Source organism: Thermorudis peleae, assembly GCF_000744775.1.
GTDB lineage: Bacteria > Chloroflexota > Chloroflexia > Thermomicrobiales > Thermomicrobiaceae > Thermorudis > Thermorudis peleae.
In genome coordinates, this window is sequence record NZ_JQMP01000003.1 from 1,322,033 (window position 1) to 1,343,395 (window position 21,363).

Below are 21,363 nucleotides of genomic sequence, written 5' to 3' on the forward strand. Positions count from 1 at the left end.
GAGCATAGGGGATAGCATCAATGCGAGGATTTCTGAGCAAGATCTTTGGCGATCCGAACGAGCGTGAGCTCAAGCGACTGCGCAAGATCGTCGACAGCATCAACGCGCTTGAACCGGAGATGCAAGCGCTGTCCGACGAGGCACTCCGAGCCAAGACGGAGGAGTTCAAGGCGCGGCTTGCCGAGGGGGAAACACTCGACGACCTTCTGCCCGAAGCGTTTGCAACGGTACGCGAGGCTGCCCGGCGCACGATCAACATGCGCCACTTTGATGTCCAGCTCATGGCTGGCATCGTCCTCCACGAGGGCAAAATCGCCGAGATGAAGACGGGCGAAGGCAAGACGCTCGTCGCTACCTTGCCGCTCTACTTGAACGCGCTGCTCGGACGCGGCTGCCACCTGGTTACCCCGAACGACTACCTGGCGCGAGTCGGTGGTGGCTGGATGGGGCCGATCTACCACTTCCTTGGCTTGCGTGTCGGGGTGATCTGCCATGAATTCTCAGCGATCTACGACCCAGAATATCAAGATCCAAACCCAAGCCCCGATGACCGGCTCAACCATTGGCGACCTGTTTCCCGACGCGAGGCGTACCTGGCCGACATTACCTATGGCACGAACAACGAGTTCGGCTTTGACTATCTACGTGACAACTTGGTGTATCGGCCAGAAGATCTCGTCCAGCGCGAACTCTACTACGCGATTGTTGATGAGGTCGATAACATCTTGATCGATGAAGCGCGGACACCACTCATTATTTCCGGTCCAGCCCATGAGACTGTCGACCGCTACTACCAGTTTGCCCAGATTGCGCGGCAGCTGAAAAAGGACGTCCACTATACTGTTGACCTCAAGTACCGAGCGATTACCCTGACTGATGCTGGCATTGACCGAGTTGAGCAACTCTTGAACATCCCGCCCGGCCAAAGCCTCTACGACGACCGTTATGCTGATCTTGTTCACTACCTCGAACAGGCGCTGAAGGCGAAGGAGTTGTTCCATCGTGACCGCGACTATATCGTGCGCGATGGTGAAATCATCATTGTCGACGAGTTCACCGGACGCTTGATGCCCGGCCGCCGTTACAGCGAGGGCTTGCACCAGGCAATCGAGGCCAAAGAAGGCGTTCGGGTTCGTAGCGAGACGGTGACGCAGGCGACCATCACGTTCCAAAACTACTTCCGTATGTACGAAAAGCTTGCTGGCATGACTGGTACCGCTGCGACCGAGGCCGAGGAATTTGCCACCATCTACAACCTCGAGGTCGTCGTCATCCCAACGCACAAGCCGATGATCCGCATCGACTACCCCGACGTGGTCTACCGTACAGAAGAAGCGAAGTTCCGCGCTGTGGTGCGTGAGATCAAGGAGATGCATGCCCAAGGACGGCCGGTGCTTGTCGGGACGACGTCGATTGAGAAAAGCGAATACTTGAGCAATCTACTCAAGCGTGAGGGCATCCCCCACGAAGTTCTCAATGCGAAGCATCACGAGCGCGAGGCATTGATCGTCGCGAAGGCCGGGCAGCCTGGCGCGGTGACGATTGCGACGAACATGGCTGGGCGCGGCACGGACATCGTGCTGGGCCCGGGCGTGGCTGAGAAGGGCGGACTGCATGTCATTGGCACCGAGCGTCATGAGGCACGGCGTATCGACAACCAGCTGCGTGGGCGCGCTGGCCGTCAGGGCGATCCCGGCTCGAGCCGCTTCTTCGTCTCTCTTGAGGACGAGTTATTGCGGCGCTTCGGCTCCGACCGCATTCAAGGACTGCTTGACCGGCTCGGCGTCGACGATGATACGCCAATCGAGCATCCACTGGTTTCGCGGACGATCGAGAGTGCGCAGACGAAAGTTGAAGGCTACAACTTTGACCTGCGCAAGCACCTAGTTGAATACGATAATGTGATCAACAAACACCGTGAGGTCATTTACGCCGAACGACGCAAGATCATCCAGGGCGAGAACCTGCGTGACAACGTGCTCGCGATGATCGAGCGACAAGTCGCGCAGATGGTCGAGCAGGCGTTTACACGCGAAAGTACTGAGGGGCCTGATGTTGAAGGCCTGGCTCGAGCATTCTGTGGCCTTCTGAATGATCCAGCCGCGGTTACCCCTGCAGAGCTGAGCGGGCGTTCGGCAGACGAAGTCAAGGAGTTGCTGCAGGAGCGCGCGCTGGCACGCTATGCGGCGCGCGAGGCCGAACTCGGTGAAGAGACGATGCGCACCCTTGAGCGGCTCGTGATGCTGCGGGTTATTGACCAGCTCTGGGTCGAACACCTCACCGAGATGGAGCACATGCGCCAGAGCATCGGCTTGCAGGCCTACGGGCAGATCGATCCGCTAGTGGCCTACAAGACTGAGGGCTACCGGATGTTCCAGCAGTTGCTCAAGAACATCGAGTACGACGTCAGCCACCTGATGTACCGTGTGCAACTGGCGCCGGCGATCACGCGGCCGGTGCTGCAAGGCGGTGTTCCAAACCGGTCAGGCGATGGCAACGGTAGTCGCCCGGCGAAGAAGCGCAAGGTTGGTCGTAACGACCCCTGTCCATGCGGTAGTGGCAAGAAATACAAGCAGTGCTGCTTGCCAAAGGAGCTGGGGGCGCGTGCTGCTGTTCCTTCGAGCAAGTAGCGCCGCATCTCCTCACCCGGATCTACCACGCTCTCTGCTCGCATACCGAGCAGGATAGGGGTGAGGGAGTGCGGGATTGCTGCTAACTTGGCACGTTCTGCCTCCATGGAAGCGGCATGCTGCGGGGAGGGGAATGCTGCCCAGCGTGAGCGTTCCTTGCCGATGCTTCTTCTGTGTTTTCTTCTTGCCTCGGTGAGAACATAGCATTGGCATGGCTATTCTGGATGCCCCCTTTTGCTGCTTCGGAGGGGAATCGGGATGCAGGAATATACACTTGCCATACATGCTAAAGACCTGCTATACTAAGGCACTGCGTGGGGAAATGCCACGCAGCATGGGCCGCTAGCTCAATTGGTAGAGCAGCTGACTCTTAATCAGCGGGTTGGGGGTTCGAGTCCCTCGCGGCCTACCACGTAAACCCGCAACAGGACGCGGAACCACGCCACCGGTTGGCTTCCGCTGCGTGTCGCTCACGCCGCGTGTCCTGCAATCATGCTGCAATGCGCACGGCGGCCAGGTGGCCTTCGGTTGCAGCGGCTGGCGTTTGGCATGCTGCGGCCTGTGCGGAACGAGCTGCTTCCGCGTTTGACTGGCAAACCGACTGGCACTCGCCAGCCGTTGCCCGTGCCCCTCGCGACGGAGCGCGAAGCCGCAGCGTCGTTGCCGACAGGCTGGCCGTCCGCTGCGTGCCTTGCAGCCTTGCAGCAAGCAGCGTTCATGGTGACTGGCAACGACAAGCGACCGTCCCCTGGTGCGACCACCCCGCGGGCGTACTTTTCCATCTCCGGCACGCGCTTATCGGAGGATGACCCCGCGACCGCGCCGCGCGCCAGCTGCGCGCGTGTGCCGACTCGACGCGAAGCGCGCCGTCATGACACGGAGCAGGCGTGCGTTCCCGCGCATGGCCTGACCCCGATGCGTAGCCGGAACGTGGCATGCCGATGGTGCGCGTGGTTGTGGGCGTGGCAGGCCCACGGGTGCGGCCAGAACGCGCGCACCGTGTCGCGCGGTGTAGGGTACGCGAGCCGCCTGCGCTGCCCATGCAGGGGAACGCGGGGTTGTCGACGCCCTGCGGCTCGGTCGCCATCCATGCGTGGGAAACGCCTCCTGCTCCGCCTGTCCACCGTGCGGCTGGGGCTGATATCGCGGTTCAGGCGGAGGGAAACGCAGGACGGGAACCCCGTGGTTCCCGTTACCGGGTGCACGCTTGACACAACGGCAACGCGTACAAAGGAGTGAGCCATGCAGCGGGCAGATCAGATCTGGCAGGGCTTTCGTCGGCAACGGTGGTGGGTGCAACTGCTTGGCTGGCTGTTCTTCTGGGGCGTGCTTGCGGCCATCTGGCTTGCGCGGCGGCCTGGGCGTGGCTGGCTTGTGGTTGCCGCTATCCCGGCGCTGCTCTGGTTCGGAACGTGCGCGACCATCGTGACCCCATCCACGCCGTCGCCGACCCCGTCCCTCGCCTCCGTCCAGGGGGCCGTCAACGCTCCGACGCTCCCTCCGCCTCGTCCAACGCCGCCACCGACCCCGACACCAGCACCGACGCCGACACCAGCACCAACGCCAACACCAGCACCAACGCCGACACCAGCACCGACCCCGACACCAGCGTTCACGCCGGAAGAGGAACGGTACCGCGCCGCTATTCGTGATCAGGCGGAGCGGATGCAGCGCTCCTTGCAGCGGTTCGTCGATCATATCCAACGCATGCAGAAAGAACCAGGGCTGCTCTTTGACCAGCAGTGGCGCATCGAGGTCGCAGCCGAGCTAGCGACCTGGAAGCTGATTCGTGATGAAGCGAGAGCGCTCACTCCGCCGCCACGCTTCGCGTCGTTTCATGCATTCTATCTCGACGGGCTTGAGAAGTTTGCTCAAGCAGCTGACGACTTCGCCTACGGCGTCGATCATCTCGATGCCGAGCGGATCCAGAAGGCTTCGGATGAGATCAAGCAGGCGAGTCAATCGTTCAACCAGGCGCTCGCGCAACTCCCGCAATGAGGGCATACGTGGGCAAGCGTGGGCGCGGGTGACACGCGACAGCGTCCAAAACGGGTAATGCAAGCTGTCATGCCATTGACCGATACGCTATGGTAGATGGAGGATCCAAATGTGGAGGGAGCACGGGCATGCTCCAGGATCAGACACAGAGCACCGAGCGCATTCGCCAGAACAAGGCGGAATTGCGCCGCCAGCGTAACCCCGAGGGGCAGCGTCAGTTCGCTGAGGAGCGCCGGGCGGCCATCGCCGCGTTTGAGGCGCGCTACGGCATTCCCTCTGACCAGATCCACCAGGCGATCGAGGAGGGGCGCCTGGCAGAAACCTTCGAGGTCAACCAGTGGCTGCACCTCTGGGAGATCGAACAGCATGCCCGGCGCAAGGCCCGGACAACACGGTGACCCGCACGGGTGGAATAGCCTCGACAACGACGTGAAGACACATCAAGGCTCCCTCGCGTTCTGGGAACGACGGGGATTCCTCATCAACGACGCGCTCGAGTGGCGCACGGCAGAGGGCGGGAATCGCCTCACCATCCGGGGCCGGTTGCACGTTCGTGGTGGGTACAGCATTGCTGTTGACAAAGTCCTCGCCGTGCGCGTTGCCCGTGGGCGGCGTGAGGTACAGACTGTGCGCTCTGCCTACCAGGCTTTGCGGGAGTTGCCGGATGGCCAGGTGCGCGAACGCTTTCGCTATGACAATGACCATCAGTATAGCCGTGAAGGTCACCTGGACGCGCATCACAAGCATGTGTACGACCGGCATGGGAAGGAACAGGTCGTCTGGGTTGGCCGGGACAACTGGCCGACCCTCCACAAGGTGATCGACGAACTCTACGAACTGGCCCTCCAGCTCAACGACACACTCTGGCAGTGAGTGCGTGAGGAGCAGGCAACGGCACCCCGTGGCCGTGGCGCGCGGCAACCTCCAGGCGCGCCGACGGCTGCTGGGAACGGGCGCTGCCCACGTCACGTTCACGCAGCACCAGCACGCCTCTGTCAGCTGACGCGTTGCCTGCCCCTGCTGCCGCTGCCGCGCTGGCCGCCTGCCACAGCCATACCCGGCCTCAGCGCCAGCCGGGCCCGTCCTGCCGGGCGGCTAGCATTCCCCCACACGCGTGCACCGTCTGACGCTCCCCCGCTGTTTCTGACGCACTTTCTGACGCTCGTGCGTCAGGGGAGCGTCAGAAACATTTTCCGCATGCAGACGCGGATCTTTTCGTGCTTTCTGACGCTTCTGACGGTTCTGACGCTCCTTTGCACGACGTTTCTGGTGTCCCTCCTTCCCATGCATGCTTGGCCTGGTGCGCACACGCCGTGACGGCCACCTGCCGCCGGTGCTCGGCTGCTGACGCTCCCGTGGTGGTTCTGACGCTCGTCTGACGCACCCGGCCGTGAGGAGCGTCAGAAGCATTTTCCGCATGCAGACAAGCATTTTCACCGGTACCCCGCGGGTTTCTGACGCTTCTGACGCTCGTTTGCAGCACGTTTCTGGTGTGCAGCAGCCAGGCGTCTCACGGCCTGCCACTCCGCCCAGCGGCTGTGCCGTCTAGCCGCCTGCCCGCGACACGCACCGGCTGTGCCCGGCTGTGCCGCCCGCCTGGTGGTGCACCGCCCCGCACCCGACCCGGTCTGACACCCCCGCGGAACGCTGCCACGCCTGCCACACGGCTGGCCGGGCAGCTGCCCGACCGACGCGCCTGACACGCCCCCTGTTTCTGACGCCCTGCTGACGCGCTTCTGACGCGTTTCTGACGCACCTGACGGTGAGGAGCGTCAGAAGCGTTTTCGGCTTCCTGATGCGGAAAATGACACGCCACCCGCGGGTTTCTGACGCTTCTGACGCTCCTTTGCATGACTTTTCTGGTGTTGCTCACCGGCTGGCTCTCCCCTGCCTGCTTGCCGGGGGTCGCAGTGCGAACAACCAGCCGTGGCCCGCGCACACCCTCCAGCCCGGCGTGCGCACCGGCCTCCTGCCCCTGCGCACCACTCTGAACTAATGTGATGTCCCAAACAGCGGCAGGCCGCAGCAACCTCCACGACTGTCAAGCAACCGTGGGAACCCCACTCTTCCCGTCTCTCCCCGACAATCGAAGTGCGACACGCGCGAGTCCGAACGTGGCGGAGAACGCCGGCGTCATACGCCACCTGAGAGGGAAGGAGGATCAGATGCGACGACCGACAGTTCTGTTCATTCTTGCTGCGCTGCTCCTCGGGCAGGTTGTCTCACTCGCTCGAGCAGCTGAAGTATTCGGCTCATACGAGTTCCAGCGGACATGGGAACGTACCGACCTGCCAGTCGCGCAGGGCGTGGTCGCGCGCACCTGGATGTGGGGACCGAATCCAATTACCCCGCGCCTGGCTGAAGCCTACGCCGAGGCGCAGGACGGCGGACGGTATGTCCAGTATTTCGATAAGACGCGCATGGAGCTGAACGAACGTGAGCCGTACGACTCGCCGTGGCGCGTCACGAACGGCCTGCTAGCCAAGGAACTGGTGACGGGCAAGCGACAGCTTGGCGACCAGCTGTTCCGCGACTACGGTCCAGCCCAGATCAACGTGGCCGGCGATCAAGACGATCCCAATGCGCCCACCTACGCCACGTTTACCGCGTTGCTGACCGCACCAGCGCTTCCGGTTGGCCAGACCATCACCGCCACCCTCGACCGGCAGGGGCATGTCGGCAACGACCCGAGCCTTGCCCGCTACGGTGTCACGGCCGCGATCCTGGTATCGGAAACCGGCCATACTGTTGCATCTCCGTTCTGGGCGTTCATGCAGAGCAGCGGCATCATCGCCGAATATGGCGCGTTTAAAGAAGGGCCGCTCTTCCCCAATCCGTTCTACGCGACCGGGTTTCCGATTACTGAGGCCTATTGGACAACTGTGCGGGTCGGCGGGGTGCCGAAGCAAGTCCTGGTGCAAGTCTTTGAGCGGCGCGTCTTGACCTACACGCCGGACAACCCGCCTGGCTGGCAGGTCGAGGCCGGGAACGTCGGCCAGCATTACTATCGCTGGCGCTACGAGCTTGCGCCCGATGTCGGCAGCCGGGCTAACCCCATCCCGCTTGGCCAGTCGGCGCTGGTCTACGGCAACTGGGAAATCCGGGTTGTCGACGTGATCCCCAACGCCACGGATCTGGTCCTTCGGGAAAATCGCTTTAATACGCCGCCCAAGCCGGGCTACCAGTTCTTCATCGCGACCGTCGAGGCGACCTACCACGGTCAGGGTTCCGCACGTTTTGACGGAACGTATCGCCTGCGCGCGGTTGGCCCTGCCAATGTGTCCTACTCAACATTTGAAGATGACTGCGGCGTGATTCCGAACGAGATCAGCGATACGGAAGTCTTTACCGGCGGGACGATCCGCGGCAATGTGTGCTGGCAGGTGCGGTCAAGCGATGCCGCAGCCTTGCTGATGTATGATCGCGAGTCGCCGTCTGACCGCTATGTGCCGACCTATTTCCGGCTCGCGCGCTGAGCGCCGGGCGCGCGTGGCAGGCGGTGGGATGGACCGCGTGCTGTCCTGTCGCGCGGTGGACATGGCGAGCGGCCCCCGGTGCGTGCCGTGGGGCCGTTTCGCTGTTCACGGCCTTGAGCGGGGAGGCAACCCGGTCACGGGCACGTGCGGAAAGCGGCGAGGCTACCAGCACAGCGGTCAGGCTGCCCGTGCACGGAGCGTGGCCGGGATCACGGCTGCGACGGGAGGAGGGGGCCATGCCGGGAGCGTCAGACGGCGGGCGCGGCCAGGGCCGCTGTGCGTGCTGTGGCGAACACCAGAAAAGTGCTGCAAACGAGCGTCAGAAGCGTCAGAAGCGTCAGAAAGTACGAAAAGATCCGCGTCAGTATGCGGAAAATCGTTCTGACGCTCGTCGCGATCGGGTGCGTCAGACGAGCGTCAGAAGGGCGTCAGAACCACCACGAGAGCGTCAAACGGACGTCCCGTCATTGTGCACCGACGGCACGTCGCGCCTGCGGTTGTTGTGCTCGGGCCTAGGCCAAGCACGTGCAGGAAGATGAACACCAGAAACGTCGTGCAAAGGAGCGTCAGAAGCGTCAGAAACCCGCGGGGTACCGGTGAAAATGCTTGTCTGCATGGGAAAATTGCTTCTGACGATCCCCTGACGCACGAGCGTCAGAAATGGCTGGGAGAGCGTCAGACGCGTCAGAAGGACGCAGGGGCTGGGGCGTGGTTGCGGCGCTGGTCGGGTGCGCACCGGGCTGCCCGTGTGTGCGCGAGGGGGCTGTATGGAGGGCGAACGCGGGGTCGAGACGGTGGTTATCCTGCCCGTGTGTGCGCGAGGGGGCTGACGTCGGAGCGGACATGGGATTAAGACAACGATGCCCATCCTGCTCGCATGTGCGCGAGGGGGCTGACGTCAGCGTGGATGCGGGGTCACGAGGGCGGCCGTCCTGCCCAGGCGTGCTCGAGGGGGCTGACGCCGCCGGGATGGTGCTGACTCCTGCAGGGTGCTGCACACCAGAAACGTGCTGCAAAGGAGCGTCAGAAGCGTCAGAAACGTCAGAAACCACGGGAAGATCCGCGTCGGCATGCGGAAATTGCTTCTGACGCTCCCCTGCGTCAAGTGCGTCAGAAACGACGGTGGGTGCGTCAGACGTGTCAGAAGGCCAGGCCGTCGGCTGTGCCGACCGTGTGTGCGCCTCCGTTGGCGGACGGCTGTGCGATTGGGCTATGAGCCGGGCGGGTCGCGGATGGAGGCAGCCGCTGCAATGGGCGGCCGGTGCTGGGCTGTGCCGGCCGCGCGTGCGCCTCCGCGGGCGCGCGGCTGGACGGCGGTCACCGGCGTCATGCCTGGTTGCCGGCGGGGACGCAGGCGGCGTGGGCCGTGAGATGGGCGTGGTCGGGGATGGTGGCAGCATGACGTACCGGTCGTGATGAGCAAACTGGTAGAATGATGGGTGAAGCCGCCGTCTGACCAAGGGGAGATGCCGACGAAGCCGCCCCGGACGTCGCTGAGGCTGACCCGAAGGCCCCGCAAGCGCAAGACGGAGCTGGATGACGACCGACCGCTTGACCCCAGCGAAATCAATGTGGACAAGTGGGTCAATGACATCCTCGTCTTTGAGACCGTTGGCTACGACCTGGTCTCGGAGGATGCGCGCCGCCGCATGCGTCTCCCTCCTTCTTCCTGACGCGCACCTGAGCAGCCCAGTGCCCCGCTCCGGCAGCGCGTCACCGGGGCGCCGTGGAACGGGTGCGCTGCTGCCCGCATGCCCGCAGGCCACAGGGCGGTTCTGAACGCGATGGCCAGGGGCTGTGCGTACCACGGGCACGGCCTGTGCTGTGCTGCACGTGCGTTCATGGCGGCAGGTGATGGCGCGGGCGAGGTGCGTGCCACGTGGGCAATACGCGGCATGATGCACGCAACAGCGTGCTTGTGGCTTCCATGCCGAAGCGATGTGCGTCACGCGTGCGACACGCGGCGTGCTGCACGGTGACGGCGCCGCGTGCTCGACTGCCACGTGCCCTCTGGCCACTGCTCGCGGCGCACCGGACGCGACCGCGCTGCCGTCTGCGGTCACGGCTGCGGGCCGCGCCGCACTGGGCACGAGGAGGGGCAAGGATCTCGACCGTTCGCTGCAGCGCGTGCTGCGGGCCGCTGTGCCTGGCGAGGGGAGTGGCACGGCTGGCGCGCTTCCCTGTGCTCGCGCTCCGTGGTTGCGCGTCGCGGCGAGGCATTCGTGGTGCACGTTTGACCAAACGAGAACGCTGCCTGTATACTGCGCCGTAGTCTGCGACGACCGCGGTTGCGAGGCAGAAGCGTTCGGACGTGAGGAGGGAGCACACAGGATGATGCGGCGGCAGCGTCTGCGGCTGTCACTGGTTGGCTTGCTCTGCGCGCTTGGTCTGGTGGTTGCGGCCTGCGGTGGCGCGGCAACGCCGACTCCGGCCACCGGCGCCGCTGGGAGTGCTGCGTCGCCGACCAAGGCGACGTCGGCGACAACGGCGACCACCCCAGCTGCGGCGAGCACGACGAGCTCCGGCGGCCAGGCAGCAAGCGGTGACGTGATCAAGATCGGCGTCGTCCTGCCGATTACCGGGAGCGAGGCGAAGCCTGGGCAGTACCAGAAAGAAGGTATCGAGCTCGCCGTCAAGCAGATCAACGACCAGGGCGGCGTCATGGTCAAGAGCCTGGGCAAGAAGCTGCCGATCCAGATCGTCTTCTACGACGATGGGTCGGATCAGGCGAAGTCGGCGTCGCTTGTCGAACGGGCGATGAGTTCCGATAAGGTGGTCGCGGTGATCGGCGGCTACTCGACGGCGCTTGGGCAAGCGGAGTCGGTGATGGCTGACCGCTATCAAACCGTCTGGATCACGCCCGGTGCCGCGGCCAGCTCCATCTTTGCCCAGGGGTACCAGTGGATCTTTGGGACGCTCAGCCCGGTCGATCAGCTGGGCTATACCACGATGCAGTTCCTCGGCTGGCTCGTCGATCAGGGCAAGCTCCAGAAGGGGCTCAAGATCGCGCTGGTCGTTGAGAACACCGATCACGGCGTCGACTACGTCAACGGCATCCAGCAGTGGATCAAGGAGCACCCCGGCTACTTCACCGTCGTCCTGAACGAGAAGTTCGAACTCAACAGCACGGACTTCTCCGGCCTGCTCCAGAAGGTGCAAGCGGCCAATGCTGACATCTTCCTCTCCGATGCTCACCTGCCGGACTATATCACCATGCAGCGGCAGTACACGCAGCTTGGCCTGCACCATCAGATGATCAGCTACGGCGCACGTGGGCCGGAAGCCGACGCGCGCAAGGCCCTTGGTGATGCGGTGAACTACATCTTCGCCGGTATCTGGTGGTCGTCGAGCCTCCCCTACCCTCAGGTGAAGCAGTTCGTGCAAGACTACACCGCTTTCACGGGCCATGCGCCGGACTCCTGGTATGCCGCGCCGGCCTATGAAGCCGTACGCGCGCTCGCGGCCGCGATCGAGCAGGCTGGCTCGCTCGACCACAAAGCGATCCGCGATGCGCTGCGCCAGGTCGATCTCAAGCCGTCCTTGCTGCCCGGGCAGGAATTGAAGTTCCAGCAGAACGGGCAGGTGAAGACCCCGTTCGTCATTGTGCAGAACAAGCCGGGCGGCAAGGTCGACATCGTCTACCCGCAGGACTCGGCGACGGGTGATCCCGTGGCGCCGATCCCGCGCTCGTAGTACTAGGGACGTGACACGGTGAGTGCGGCGCAGTTTGTCAACCTGCTGGTCGCGGCCCTACTCCTGGCGGGCGTCTACGCCATCATGTCCTACGGGCTGGCGCTGGCCTATGGCGTCATGAAGCTGGTGAACCTGGCGCATGCCGGCTTCATGATGCTCGGCGCGTACCTGACGCTCGAGGCCTTTCGCCGGCTCGGGCTCGACCCCTTGCTCGGGGCCATTGTGACCGCTGGCGTGCTCTGGCTCGTCGGCATGGGGGTGTACTGGCTGCTGGTGCGGCACGTGCCGACGAGCGATGAGCCGACGTTGCCGTCGCTCCTGCTGCTGTTCGGCGTGTGGCTCGTGCTCCAGAACATCGGCTACCTTCTCTGGGGGACGCAAGACCAGGCGATCCTCACGCCGCGCACGCTCCAGACGATCCGGCTGGGGCCGGTGACGCTGCCAGTCGTGCGCGTGCTGGTCTTCCTGGTCGCGCTGGTCGGCCTGGCGGTGCTCCACCTCGTGCTTGGGCGCACGTGGTTCGGCCGGGCGGTGCGTGCCCTGACGCAGAACCGGCAGGCCAGCCGCATCGTCGGCATCGACGTCGGGCGCACGGCGATGCTCGCGTTCGGCGCGAGTACGGCTTTCTCCGGGCTGGCTGGGGGGCTGCTCGCCACGCTCTACTCGTTCAACCCCGACTTTGGTGGGCCGTTCCTGCTGCGCTCATTCGTGATCATCGTGCTCGGGGGATTGGAATCGTTTGCGGGGGTGGCCCTGGGCGGGCTTGTCCTGGCCCTGCTTGAGACGTTCAGCGTGCTCGTCATCCCCGCTGGCTATCAGCTCGCGCTCTCGTTTGGCCTGCTGGTCGTGGCCTTGCTGGTGTTGCCCGGCGGGCTGCCGAGCCTCTTTGCCTGGCGGAGGCGCCTATGAGTTCGACGAAGTCGCAGGCGGTCGCGCCCGCCGCTGTTGGCGTCTCCTGGCAGTCGTGGGTGCGGCAGGCTGCGCCGATGGTGCTGGCCGGTGTGGCTGGGGCAGTCATCCCCCTGCTCCGTGGTGATCCGAACACGATCCGCCTGCTCTTCATCGCCTACGTCTGGGTCATCACGAGCATCGCCTGGAACATTCTCGGCGGCTTCACCGGCCAGGTCTCCTTCGGCTTTGCCGTCTTCTACGGCCTCGGCGCCTACACCACCGCGCTGCTGATCACGCGCGCCAGCCTCCACCCCTACCTCGCCTATCTTGCTGGCGGCGTGCTGGCCGCGCTGGCCTCGCTGGTCATCGGCGTGCCGGCCTTCCGCCTGCGTGGCCCGTACTTTGCCATCGCGACCATTGGCGTCAGTGAGACGGTGCGCGTGATTGCCAACAACCTCAAGCTGACAGGGGGCGCCAGTGGGTTCCGGGTCGTCGAGCGCCGGCCGTTCAACCAGCTCGAGCACTACTACGTTGCCCTACTCGTCGCGCTCGGCGCGCTGGCGCTGACGCTCGTGCTCGCGCGGACGCGTGCCGGGCTGGCGATGCGGGCCGTGCGCGATGACCAGGATGCGGCGGCGGCGGTTGGCATCGACCCCTTCCGCTGGAAGCTCATCGCCCACGCGCTCGCCGCGCTGCTCACTGGCATCGCGGGCGGCGTGTTTGCGCGCTATGCTGCTTTCATCCACCCCGGGGGCGTCTTCGCCTTCCAGACGGGCGTGGCCATCCTGCTCATGCCGGTCATTGGCGGGTTAGGAACACTCTGGGGGCCGGTCTTCGGCGGCTTGATCTACGGCATCGTCCAGGAGCAGCTGATCGCCCGCTTCCCCCAGATCCACCTGCTGCTGTATGGCATCCTGCTCATCCTCATTATCCTCTTTGAGCCGGGCGGGCTTGTTGGCCTCGCGCGTCGCGTGCAGCGCCGCCTCAGTGCCGGTCGTGGGAGGGGGAGCTGATGCTACGCCTCGCGCCACTCCTCCGCGTTGAGCAGGTCACGCGGGTCTTCGGGGGCCTCGTCGCGGTGCGCGATGTCTCGCTCGACGTCTTCCCCGGCGAAATCCTCGGCCTCATTGGCCCCAACGGCGCCGGCAAAACCACGCTGTTCTCGATGATCGCCGGTGCGCTGCGTCCCACGCGCGGGCGGATCCTGTTCGAAGGGCACGACGTGACGCGCCTGGCGATCCAGCAGCGGGTCGCGCGTGGCATTGTGCGCACGCACCAGATTCCACGGCCCTTCCGGTCGATGACCGTCTTCGACAATGTGCTGGCCGCCGCTGCCTTCGGCCGAGCCGGCAGCCGCGATGCCCATCGCCGGGCCATGGAGAGCCTCGCGTTCGTCGGCCTGGCTGACCTCGCGCGTGCGCCAGCTGATGGCCTCTCCGTCGGCAACCAGAAGCGGCTGGAGCTGGCACGGGCGCTGGCGGCACAGCCACGTCTGCTGCTGCTTGACGAGATCGGCGGTGGGCTGACCGAGCAGGAGCTCGCCACCATTCTCGACGTCATCCGCCGTATCCGCGCCCAGGAAGGGGTGACGGTGCTGTACATTGAACATAATATGCGCGCGGTCATGGCCGTGAGCGACCGCGTTGTCGCCCTCGATGGGGGGCAAAAGATCGCTGAGGGGACGCCCGAGCAGGTGCAGCGCGACCCGGCGGTGATCGAGGCCTATCTTGGTCAGCCAGTTGATGGGCAGGGCTAAGATGAACGCCACCACCGTGCCGTTGCTCAGCCTCACGGACATCGCTGCGGGCTACGGCGAGACGCAAGTGCTCTGGGGCGTGTCGCTGGCAGTGCGCGGCGGGCAGGTCACGGCGCTCCTTGGCCCCAACGGCGCCGGCAAGACGACCACGCTCCGCGTCATCGCCGGCCTCCTCCCCGCGTGGGGAGGCACGCTGACGTTTGACGGCCAGGACATCACCCGTCTGCCGCCGCACGAGCGCGTCGACCGCGGCATCGTCCTCGTGCCGGAGGGGCGGCAGCTCTGGCCGCGCATGACGGTCGAGGAGAACCTGCTCCTGGGGGCTTATCGGCCACACCTACGGGCGCGGATTCCCCAGAACCTTGAGCGCGTCTACACGCTCTTCCCGCGCCTTGCTGAGCGTCGGCGGCAGCTGGCTGGCACGCTCTCGGGCGGCGAGCAGCAGATGGTCGCCCTCGGCCGGGGCATGATGGCCGAGCCACGCGTGCTCTTGCTCGACGAGCCCTCGCTCGGCCTCGCGCCGCGGGTCGTCGCCGATATGTTTGCCGTCATCCGCGCCATTGCCGAGCAGGGGGTGACCATCCTCCTCGTCGAGCAGGCAGTGACGAACGCGCTGGCAGTTGCCCAGTACGGCTACGTCCTTGAGACCGGCCGGATTGTGCTGGAAGGCGAGACCGCTCAGCTCCGCGCCAACCCACACGTCCAGCAGGCCTATCTCGGCGTGCTCCCCACCTAGGGGGCCTCGCCGAACCGCACACGCGCTAGCTGCTGACGCCGCCATAGTGGCGAGCGGCTCACGCACTGGCCGTGGCGCCATCGCGCGCAGCCTCGAGGGCAGCGCGAGCCCAGCGCTGCTGGCCAGGATCAGCGCCGACTGGCCAGCCGGGAGCGCCGGGTGGGAACGGGCGTGTTCGCACGGTTGACAGCGCGCCATTCAATGTCCGCCATGCCCTACCTGAGTAGGCCGGTGGGAACGGCTACGTTCTCGCGGTTGACGGCGCTCCAGCGGTCACGCCTGGCACACAAAAGGCCGTGCACCTGGTGTGGGTTACCAGGTGCACGACGCGTGGAGCAGAGCGGTTGGGCGTTAGGCAGTGGCTGCTGTGGAGTCAGCCTCGCTCGCTTCCAGCTCAGCAGCCTGAATCAGTGCGCGGAGCCCGAGCCCGATGTGCAGGGCAATGCCGATGAGCGATGCCGCGATCAGGACGCCGCCGACGACGACGTCGTTAATCGTCGCATGCGTCCAGTGCGCGCCACGGGGCTGGGTATTGAGTGCGGCCGGGGCAATGATCATCCAGATCCCCGCGGCGAGCGTCAGCACGAGGGTGATGATGCCTGGTGAGAGCAATCGCGTCTTCATCCTTGCTGCCCTCCGATCTGGGTGGTCACCGGTTGCTGGCTGTTGCTGCCCGAGCGGGCCTGGCGGCGCTCAGCCAGTTCGGCGGCGAGCGTCGTGGCCAGCAGCGCCATCGTCCGCTCAAGCTCGTCGTGGTAGGGCGAACCCGCGGCCGCTGGCGCCGCCGGCTGGGGCGCAGCCGCAGCTGGCTGGCCAACCCAGGCCGGCATCTGCGGCACTGGCTGCGGCCGTGGCTTCAGCACGCCGGCCGCGCGCAGCTCGCCGACCACCGAGAGCGAGAACAGGACGATCCCGATGACCGACAGGATCACCACAGCAAGGCCGGTCCAGAAGTCGTTCTTCGTCGCGTCCGTCCAGCTCCCGCCGTTCTGATAGCCGATCGCAAACGGTGCGACCATCAGCCAGGCACCCGCCAGCCCTGTCACGAGGCTCGCCGCGATGCCCCAGAGGTGTCGGCCGATCGCGACCGGACGTCGTCGTGCCATATCCTGCCTCCTTTCCCCTCACTTGCCTTCCGTTACTCACGCGTTGGTTCGCGCAGTGGCTGCGTCATGAACACGGCGCTCGTGGCGTTCGCGCCGTTCACCGTCACGCCGTTCCCGTTGAATGAACCCGCCTCATGGGCATTCCCGTTGCCGTTCACGGCCTGCGGTGACGCGTAGCGCAGGAGCAGCGTCACCGCCGCTGGCTCAAGGAGTTCTTCGGCAACGTGTCGCGCGCGTTCGACCGGGCTGGCCGTCGGCGGCAGCTGGCCATCAGCGAGCGTGGCAAGTGCCTCAACCAAGTCAGGGTCGGGGTTCGGCTGCTTGGCTTCACGTGCGATCAGGGCCAGCGTCAGCCCGAGCAGTGCAGCGGCGCGCCCGTCCCGCCGTGCCGGAACCGCCGGCGCCTCGGCGGACATGCCGTCAGCTGGCACCCCGCCTTCGCCGAGCCCAGCAGTGCTTGCGCCGTGCGTCCGCCGCAGCGGAATCTCCGGCAGGAAGAGCGTCGTGACGAAGCTCAGCACCATCGCGATCGCGCTGATCAGGAACAGGCTGGTGATGGCGACCGAGAGGCTTTCGCGCAGCGCCTGCATGAACTGGGTGTAGAGCTGCAGCCCCTGCGGGCCAAACGCCGCAAACGCCTGCTGGATTTGCCGCGCCGCTTCTGGCGACTGGAGCGCCTGCGGATTCTGCGTCAGCAGGTGCAGCCGGTCGGCGGGGATCATCGTCTTGAGGGCCGCTGGCAGCCGGTTGTTGATCTCGTGCTGGAAGCGGTTGGTCATCAGCGTGCCGAGCACGGCCACGCCGATCGTGCCGCCGATCGAGCGGAAGAACTGCAGGTTCGCCGTCACTTCACCGAGCTTCTGCAACGGGAACGCGTTCTGGACAACGATCGTGAAGAGGCTCATCAGCACGCCGATGCCGAGACCGACCACGATCATGTTGCGGATGACCATGCCCGCGGTCGCGTCGACCGGCATCCGCCAGAGCAGGATGTTGCCAACGGTCGCGATCGCCAGCCCAGCCAGCGCCAGGATCTTGTACTTCCCAGTGCGGGCCAGGATTTGCCCACCGACGATGCTGCTCACCATGAAGCCGAGCATCATCGGCGTCAGCAGCGTGCCTGAGTTCGTCGCCGACTTGCCGACGACAGCCTGCAGGAAGAGCGGGATGTACATAATCGCGCCGAACATTCCCGCGCTGACCAGGAAGGACGCAAGCGTGCTAATCGCGAAGATGCGATTCAGGAAGAGCCGCGGGGTGATGATCGGCTCAGCCGCGCGGGGCTCGACGACGAACAGGCAGAGGCTGAGCATGACGACCGCGATGGCGAAGCAGGTCAGCACCTGCCACGAGCCCCACGGGTATTCGGTTCCGGCCCAGGAGAAGCCGAGGAGCAGCGGCACCGCGCCAGCGATGAGGGTAATGGCCCCAAGCACGTCGATCGTGTGCTCAATGCGCCGCACCTGGCCAGGGAGCGCGATGCCGGCGGTGATGACGGCCAGCACGCCCACCGGCATGTTGACGTAGAAGACCCACCGCCAGCCCCAGTGGTCGGTCAGCCAGCCACCGAGCGACGGCCCGACGATGGTCGACAGGCCGAAGACGGCCATCGTCAGTCCCTGCCACTTGCCGCGTTCAGCGGGCGGGAAGATGTCGCCGATGATTGCGATCGCGATCGGCATCATTGCGCCGGCGCCCAGGCCCTGCAGCCCGCGGAAGAGGATCAGCTGGGTCATGCTGTGGGCCTGGCCGCACAACGCTGACCCCAGCATGAAGATGATCATGCCCCCGAGGAAGAAGATGCGTCGGCCGTAAATATCCGACAGCTTGCCGTAAATCGGAATGGAAACGGTCGAGGCGAGCATGTAGGCGGTAAAGACCCACGAGTAATGGTTTAACCCGTTCAGCTCGGCGATAATACGCGGCATCGCCGTGCCGACGACGGTTTGATCCAGTGAGCTAAGCAGCATGCCGAGCAGCACACCCGCGATGATCAGGATGAGCCGTTCTCGGCTGACGCTTGCTCGCAGTGATTGCACCGGGGCCGCGCCAGCCGCCTGGCGTGACGTCGGTGCAACTGCCTGTGCCACGAGTCGATCCCTCCTTCCCTTCCTATGCCGACGCCTGAGCAATCGGATCCACAACCGGAGTCACTATCTCCTGCTGTGCACATGCGATCTGATTCACATCTACGCCCGCGACGCGAACCAACGCCCGCAAGCCGGTTGCCAGCGCCTCCAGCTCCTCCGCCGTGAGCTGCTCGAGCCAGAGCCGGAACTGCTCACCATGCGCCCAGTCGCGCAACTGGTGATGCAACTCTTCGCCCTCGCGTGTCAGCGTCACGATCGTTCGCCGTCGGTCGTGCGGATCTTCCGTCCGCTGGGCAAGCCCTGCCTGCACGAGCTTGTCGACCAGGTGGCTTGCCGTCGGCGCGCTCACCTGCAGGCGGCTCGCCAGCTCACTGACCGTCGCCTGGCCGATGCCTGCCAGGAGGATCAGCAGCTTCAATTGCGCCATGGTGAGGTCGAGCGCGGCCAGCTTCGGCAGCGCGCGTGGCCCAGCCACCCGTGCCAGTGCCCGGGCGAGGGTTAAGACTTCAGTGATGAGTGGTGTCATCGGCACCATCGCGCCTCCTTCCATGGCAGGAGAGGATACTGCAATGCTTCGATTGTGTCAAGGGATTTGCTGACACCAAAAGATATGAACGGATCAGCAGGAATTGTCGGTCTGTTCACAAATTCGCCGGTAAGGGCAGCAGCGACATGGTATCCTGAGGCGTGACGAGGCAATGGTAGAGAGCTACGGGAAGGGGGAACCATGCGGATCAGCGCACGCAACCAGCTTCGCGGAACGGTCAAGGCGGTCAAGCACGGGACGGTCGTAAGCGAGGTCGTGCTCGACATCGGCAACGGGCAGGAGCTGGTGTCGGTCATTACCCGCGAGTCGGCCGAGCAGCTTGGTCTGGCGCCGGGCATGGCGGTCGTGGCCATCATCAAGTCGACCGAGGTCATGATCGCGGCCGAGTAAGCCTCTGGCCGCACGTTCCAGCCGGCGTGCCCTAGCACATGGCGGTGTGGCCTTGCCAGCCATGAAGCTGAGGGCCCGGCCGTCGCCGCCAGCTGACTGTTCCTGCTCGCGTTGCATAGCATGGTGTTGACTGTGGCGTGACCTGGTCTATAGCTGAGCGGCCGGTGCGCGACCGTCTGCCGTGCCCGGCTGTGTCGTTGTGCCGGCTGAGGCCAGCGAGAGTGACGGAAGGCGGCCAGGGCTGGCGCGTGTTGCGGCAAACGGGCAGGGACACGTCCAGGGCGACTGCAATGCGCCGCCCTGGACGCGGGCAGGAAGGCGCGCGTTAGGGGATTTCCGGCACGGTGCAGGCTTCGATCTGCATGGGCTTCGCCCCGGCGCAATTGCGCACGTCAGCGCTGCCCAATTGACCAGTGACGGTGGCATTGAACGTCACGGTGACGCTCTGCCCAGGCGCCAGCGCTGGCCCGTTGCAGAGCACCTGCCCCCCGCTGAAGCTGCAGGACCAGCCGCTCAGGCTGGCGCTAAACGGCCCGCTGAACGTCATGCCGCTCGGCTGGCTGTCGCTGATAGTGAGCGTTGTCCACGGGGTGGTGCAGCCAGCCGGCCCAGCATTGGTGAGGGTGATAGTCACCTTGGCTGGGTGCCCGGACTGTGTTGGCTTGGCAGGATTGCCGCCATCTGTCAGGACCACCTGCTTGGCTAAGCGATACTGGCAGAACACTGCCTGCTGCGTCGGCGTCGGCGCGATCGTTGGGGTTGCCGGTGGTTGCCCGGCTGGTACGGTCGCGCAGGCGTGATTGTTCTGTGGGGTATTGTCAGCAACATCAGACACCGTCGCGCAGTTCTGCGTCCCTGGCTTGGCCTGCGCCGTCAGGGTGAAAGTCGCGCTATAGCCTGGTGGGAGCGGATTGGCTGCCATGCATTGCCAGGTTGGCGTGCAGCTCCACCCGGCGGTGCCGCCCGATTCCGTCACGCTGGGGGCTGAGGCATAGGCCATGCCGGTTGGCTGTGGGTCATTGACCGTTTCACCCGATGGACATTGCCCCGAGCCAACGTTCGTCACAGTGACGGTGATCACAAAGACGCCAGGTGTGCTTGTAGAATCGATCGTCTTGGTGATTTGCAGGTCGCAGTGTGTCGATGGAGGCGGCGTGCCAACTGGTGCTGTCGGATTGGGCCCCTTTGTCGGGATGGGCGTCGGTGGCACTACTGTTGCCGGTACCGCCGTCGCGGGCACGACCGTGACGGGAACAGCCGTCGCGGGCATCGGTCCGCCCCCGGTTGACCCGGTCGGTGTCGGCAGCTGCTCATGCAGGCACAGCCGGAGCGTGAGGTAGTCGACGCTCGTGTCGTCCTCGATCTGGACGTCGAGAACACCAGAGCTGTTCATCGCTGCGACCACGCTTGGATTGAGCGTCACGGTGAGCAGCTGCGGTGTGGGGTAGTTCGATGAATTCCACGGGTTTGGGAGCAGCCCAGTGATGCTGCCGGCTGTGCCGATGCGCGTCTGATAGACGAGGGCTGGGGTTGCCCCGCTAGAGAGGGCCAGACCGTCGTTCTCTGGCTCACCACTCAGCGGCTTCACGCGTGTTTCGAGTTGCGCTGCCACGATGAGCCCGCCGCTTGGTAAGCCGGTGAACGAATGCAGGAGATGCTGGTTCGGTACGGTGCCATCGAACCCTGTTTGCGGCGGATTACCCACCGCGCTCACGAACGCTGGGCGGGGCGATGGGGCAGGGTCAGGGCTCGCAGCGAACTGATCATCTGCACCCGCCGTATACGTCTTCACCATGCCAGGAGCCGGACACTGAAAGGCCGTTCCGGTTCCTGGGTTGCCGGGGGTCAACGAAATCGGCGTCTGCGGAACTTTTGTGGGGAGCACTGCGGTCGCGACTGGGGTCAGGTTCCCCTTGCACGCCGCAAGTATGAGCACAAGCGCAAGCAACATGCTCGAGACGATGGTCGGGCGAACGCGAGCTTGCATCACGCTATCCTCCTTCGACACACATCGAGCTTCTGCACACGTCGAGCGACACCGGAGCAGTTG

17 protein-coding genes and 1 tRNA gene are annotated in these 21,363 nt (G+C 64.9%); 13 read left to right on the forward strand and 5 right to left on the reverse strand.

Annotated features, from left to right (window positions below; genetic code table 11):
- The first annotated feature begins 20 nt into the window (after positions 1-20).
- The 12 genes from secA (at position 21) to N675_RS09100 (ending at position 15,180) form a co-directional block, all read left to right on the forward strand.
- A complete protein-coding gene (secA, locus tag N675_RS09045) occupies positions 21-2,630 on the forward strand; it encodes a preprotein translocase subunit SecA (RefSeq protein ID WP_038039056.1) in 2,610 nt (869 codons plus the stop codon).
- A gap of 336 nt (positions 2,631-2,966) precedes the next feature.
- Positions 2,967-3,042, forward strand: a tRNA-Lys gene (locus N675_RS09050).
- 830 nt (positions 3,043-3,872) lie between these two features.
- Positions 3,873-4,628 (forward strand): hypothetical protein, encoded by a 756-nt coding sequence (locus N675_RS14740; RefSeq protein WP_038039057.1) that lies wholly within the window; start codon positions 3,873-3,875, stop codon positions 4,626-4,628.
- Positions 4,629-4,756: 128 nt separating this feature from the next.
- A complete protein-coding gene (locus N675_RS09060) occupies positions 4,757-5,026 on the forward strand; it encodes a hypothetical protein (RefSeq protein WP_038039058.1) in 270 nt (89 codons plus the stop codon).
- Positions 4,995-5,501 (forward strand): hypothetical protein, encoded by a 507-nt coding sequence (locus N675_RS09065; RefSeq protein ID WP_156100853.1) that lies wholly within the window; start codon positions 4,995-4,997, stop codon positions 5,499-5,501. Before N675_RS09060 ends, N675_RS09065 begins: the two co-directional genes overlap by 32 nt.
- Positions 5,502-6,793: 1,292 nt before the next feature.
- The gene (locus tag N675_RS09070) at positions 6,794-8,104 is read left to right on the forward strand and encodes a hypothetical protein (RefSeq protein WP_051914510.1); all 1,311 of its coding nucleotides are present in this window, start codon (positions 6,794-6,796) and stop codon (positions 8,102-8,104) included.
- A gap of 1,466 nt (positions 8,105-9,570) precedes the next feature.
- On the forward strand, positions 9,571-9,777 hold the full coding sequence (locus tag N675_RS09075) for a hypothetical protein (RefSeq protein ID WP_038039060.1): 207 nt from the start codon (positions 9,571-9,573) through the stop codon (positions 9,775-9,777).
- 658 nt (positions 9,778-10,435) lie between these two features.
- Positions 10,436-11,797 carry an amino acid ABC transporter substrate-binding protein gene (locus N675_RS09080; protein WP_038039061.1) on the forward strand — a complete coding sequence of 454 codons (1,362 nt, stop codon included), beginning with the start codon at positions 10,436-10,438 and terminating at the stop codon, positions 11,795-11,797.
- A gap of 18 nt (positions 11,798-11,815) precedes the next feature.
- Positions 11,816-12,706, forward strand: a complete 891-nt coding sequence (locus N675_RS09085; RefSeq protein ID WP_038039062.1) for a branched-chain amino acid ABC transporter permease — start codon at positions 11,816-11,818, stop codon at positions 12,704-12,706.
- Positions 12,703-13,701 carry a branched-chain amino acid ABC transporter permease gene (locus tag N675_RS09090; RefSeq protein WP_038039063.1) on the forward strand — a complete coding sequence of 333 codons (999 nt, stop codon included), beginning with the start codon at positions 12,703-12,705 and terminating at the stop codon, positions 13,699-13,701. The genes N675_RS09085 and N675_RS09090 overlap by 4 nt, the downstream gene beginning before the upstream one ends.
- Complete coding sequence (locus N675_RS09095; RefSeq protein ID WP_038039065.1) at positions 13,701-14,444, forward strand: ABC transporter ATP-binding protein; 744 nt, start codon at positions 13,701-13,703, stop codon at positions 14,442-14,444. The genes N675_RS09090 and N675_RS09095 overlap by 1 nt, the downstream gene beginning before the upstream one ends.
- A gap of 1 nt (position 14,445) precedes the next feature.
- The gene (locus tag N675_RS09100; protein WP_038039067.1) at positions 14,446-15,180 is read left to right on the forward strand and encodes an ABC transporter ATP-binding protein; all 735 of its coding nucleotides are present in this window, start codon (positions 14,446-14,448) and stop codon (positions 15,178-15,180) included.
- Positions 15,181-15,531: 351 nt separating this feature from the next.
- Here N675_RS09100 and N675_RS09105 read toward each other — a convergent pair whose 3' ends face one another.
- Genes N675_RS09105 through N675_RS13715 form a run of 4 tightly spaced genes read right to left on the reverse strand, consistent with a single transcriptional unit; the run spans position 15,532 to position 18,911 of the window.
- Complete coding sequence (locus N675_RS09105; protein WP_038039068.1) at positions 15,532-15,804, reverse strand: hypothetical protein; 273 nt, start codon at positions 15,802-15,804, stop codon at positions 15,532-15,534.
- Complete coding sequence (locus N675_RS14470; protein WP_038039069.1) at positions 15,801-16,286, reverse strand: hypothetical protein; 486 nt, start codon at positions 16,284-16,286, stop codon at positions 15,801-15,803. Before N675_RS14470 ends, N675_RS09105 begins: the two co-directional genes overlap by 4 nt.
- A gap of 32 nt (positions 16,287-16,318) precedes the next feature.
- Positions 16,319-18,376, reverse strand: coding sequence for an MDR family MFS transporter (locus tag N675_RS09115; protein WP_081886972.1), 2,058 nt, complete (start codon positions 18,374-18,376; stop codon positions 16,319-16,321).
- Between the two features lie 22 nt (positions 18,377-18,398).
- Positions 18,399-18,911: a MarR family winged helix-turn-helix transcriptional regulator gene (locus tag N675_RS13715; RefSeq protein WP_051914511.1), complete on the reverse strand. Its 513-nt coding sequence runs from the start codon at positions 18,909-18,911 to the stop codon at positions 18,399-18,401.
- 192 nt (positions 18,912-19,103) lie between these two features.
- On the opposite strand from N675_RS13715, the gene N675_RS09125 reads away from it, so the two are divergent.
- Positions 19,104-19,313, forward strand: coding sequence for a TOBE domain-containing protein (locus N675_RS09125; protein WP_038039070.1), 210 nt, complete (start codon positions 19,104-19,106; stop codon positions 19,311-19,313).
- A 325-nt stretch (positions 19,314-19,638) separates the two neighbouring features.
- Here N675_RS09125 and N675_RS09130 read toward each other — a convergent pair whose 3' ends face one another.
- Positions 19,639-21,300, reverse strand: coding sequence for a DUF11 domain-containing protein (locus tag N675_RS09130; protein WP_038039071.1), 1,662 nt, complete (start codon positions 21,298-21,300; stop codon positions 19,639-19,641).
- Positions 21,301-21,363 lie beyond the last annotated feature (63 nt).

Coding starts and splice junctions, on each gene's coding strand:
- secA (WP_038039056.1), top strand. CDS start 21: ATGCGAGGATTTCTGAGCAAGATCTTTGGCGATCCGAACGAGCGTGAG.
- N675_RS14740 (WP_038039057.1), top strand. CDS start 3,873: ATGCAGCGGGCAGATCAGATCTGGCAGGGCTTTCGTCGGCAACGGTGG.
- N675_RS09060 (WP_038039058.1), top strand. CDS start 4,757: ATGCTCCAGGATCAGACACAGAGCACCGAGCGCATTCGCCAGAACAAG.
- N675_RS09065 (WP_156100853.1), top strand. CDS start 4,995: ATGCCCGGCGCAAGGCCCGGACAACACGGTGACCCGCACGGGTGGAAT.
- N675_RS09070 (WP_051914510.1), top strand. CDS start 6,794: ATGCGACGACCGACAGTTCTGTTCATTCTTGCTGCGCTGCTCCTCGGG.
- N675_RS09075 (WP_038039060.1), top strand. CDS start 9,571: ATGCCGACGAAGCCGCCCCGGACGTCGCTGAGGCTGACCCGAAGGCCC.
- N675_RS09080 (WP_038039061.1), top strand. CDS start 10,436: ATGATGCGGCGGCAGCGTCTGCGGCTGTCACTGGTTGGCTTGCTCTGC.
- N675_RS09090 (WP_038039063.1), top strand. CDS start 12,703: ATGAGTTCGACGAAGTCGCAGGCGGTCGCGCCCGCCGCTGTTGGCGTC.
- N675_RS09095 (WP_038039065.1), top strand. CDS start 13,701: ATGCTACGCCTCGCGCCACTCCTCCGCGTTGAGCAGGTCACGCGGGTC.
- N675_RS09100 (WP_038039067.1), top strand. CDS start 14,446: ATGAACGCCACCACCGTGCCGTTGCTCAGCCTCACGGACATCGCTGCG.
- N675_RS09105 (WP_038039068.1), bottom strand. CDS start 15,804: ATGAAGACGCGATTGCTCTCACCAGGCATCATCACCCTCGTGCTGACG.
- N675_RS14470 (WP_038039069.1), bottom strand. CDS start 16,286: ATGGCACGACGACGTCCGGTCGCGATCGGCCGACACCTCTGGGGCATC.
- N675_RS13715 (WP_051914511.1), bottom strand. CDS start 18,911: ATGGTGCCGATGACACCACTCATCACTGAAGTCTTAACCCTCGCCCGG.
- N675_RS09125 (WP_038039070.1), top strand. CDS start 19,104: ATGCGGATCAGCGCACGCAACCAGCTTCGCGGAACGGTCAAGGCGGTC.
- N675_RS09130 (WP_038039071.1), bottom strand. CDS start 21,300: ATGCAAGCTCGCGTTCGCCCGACCATCGTCTCGAGCATGTTGCTTGCG.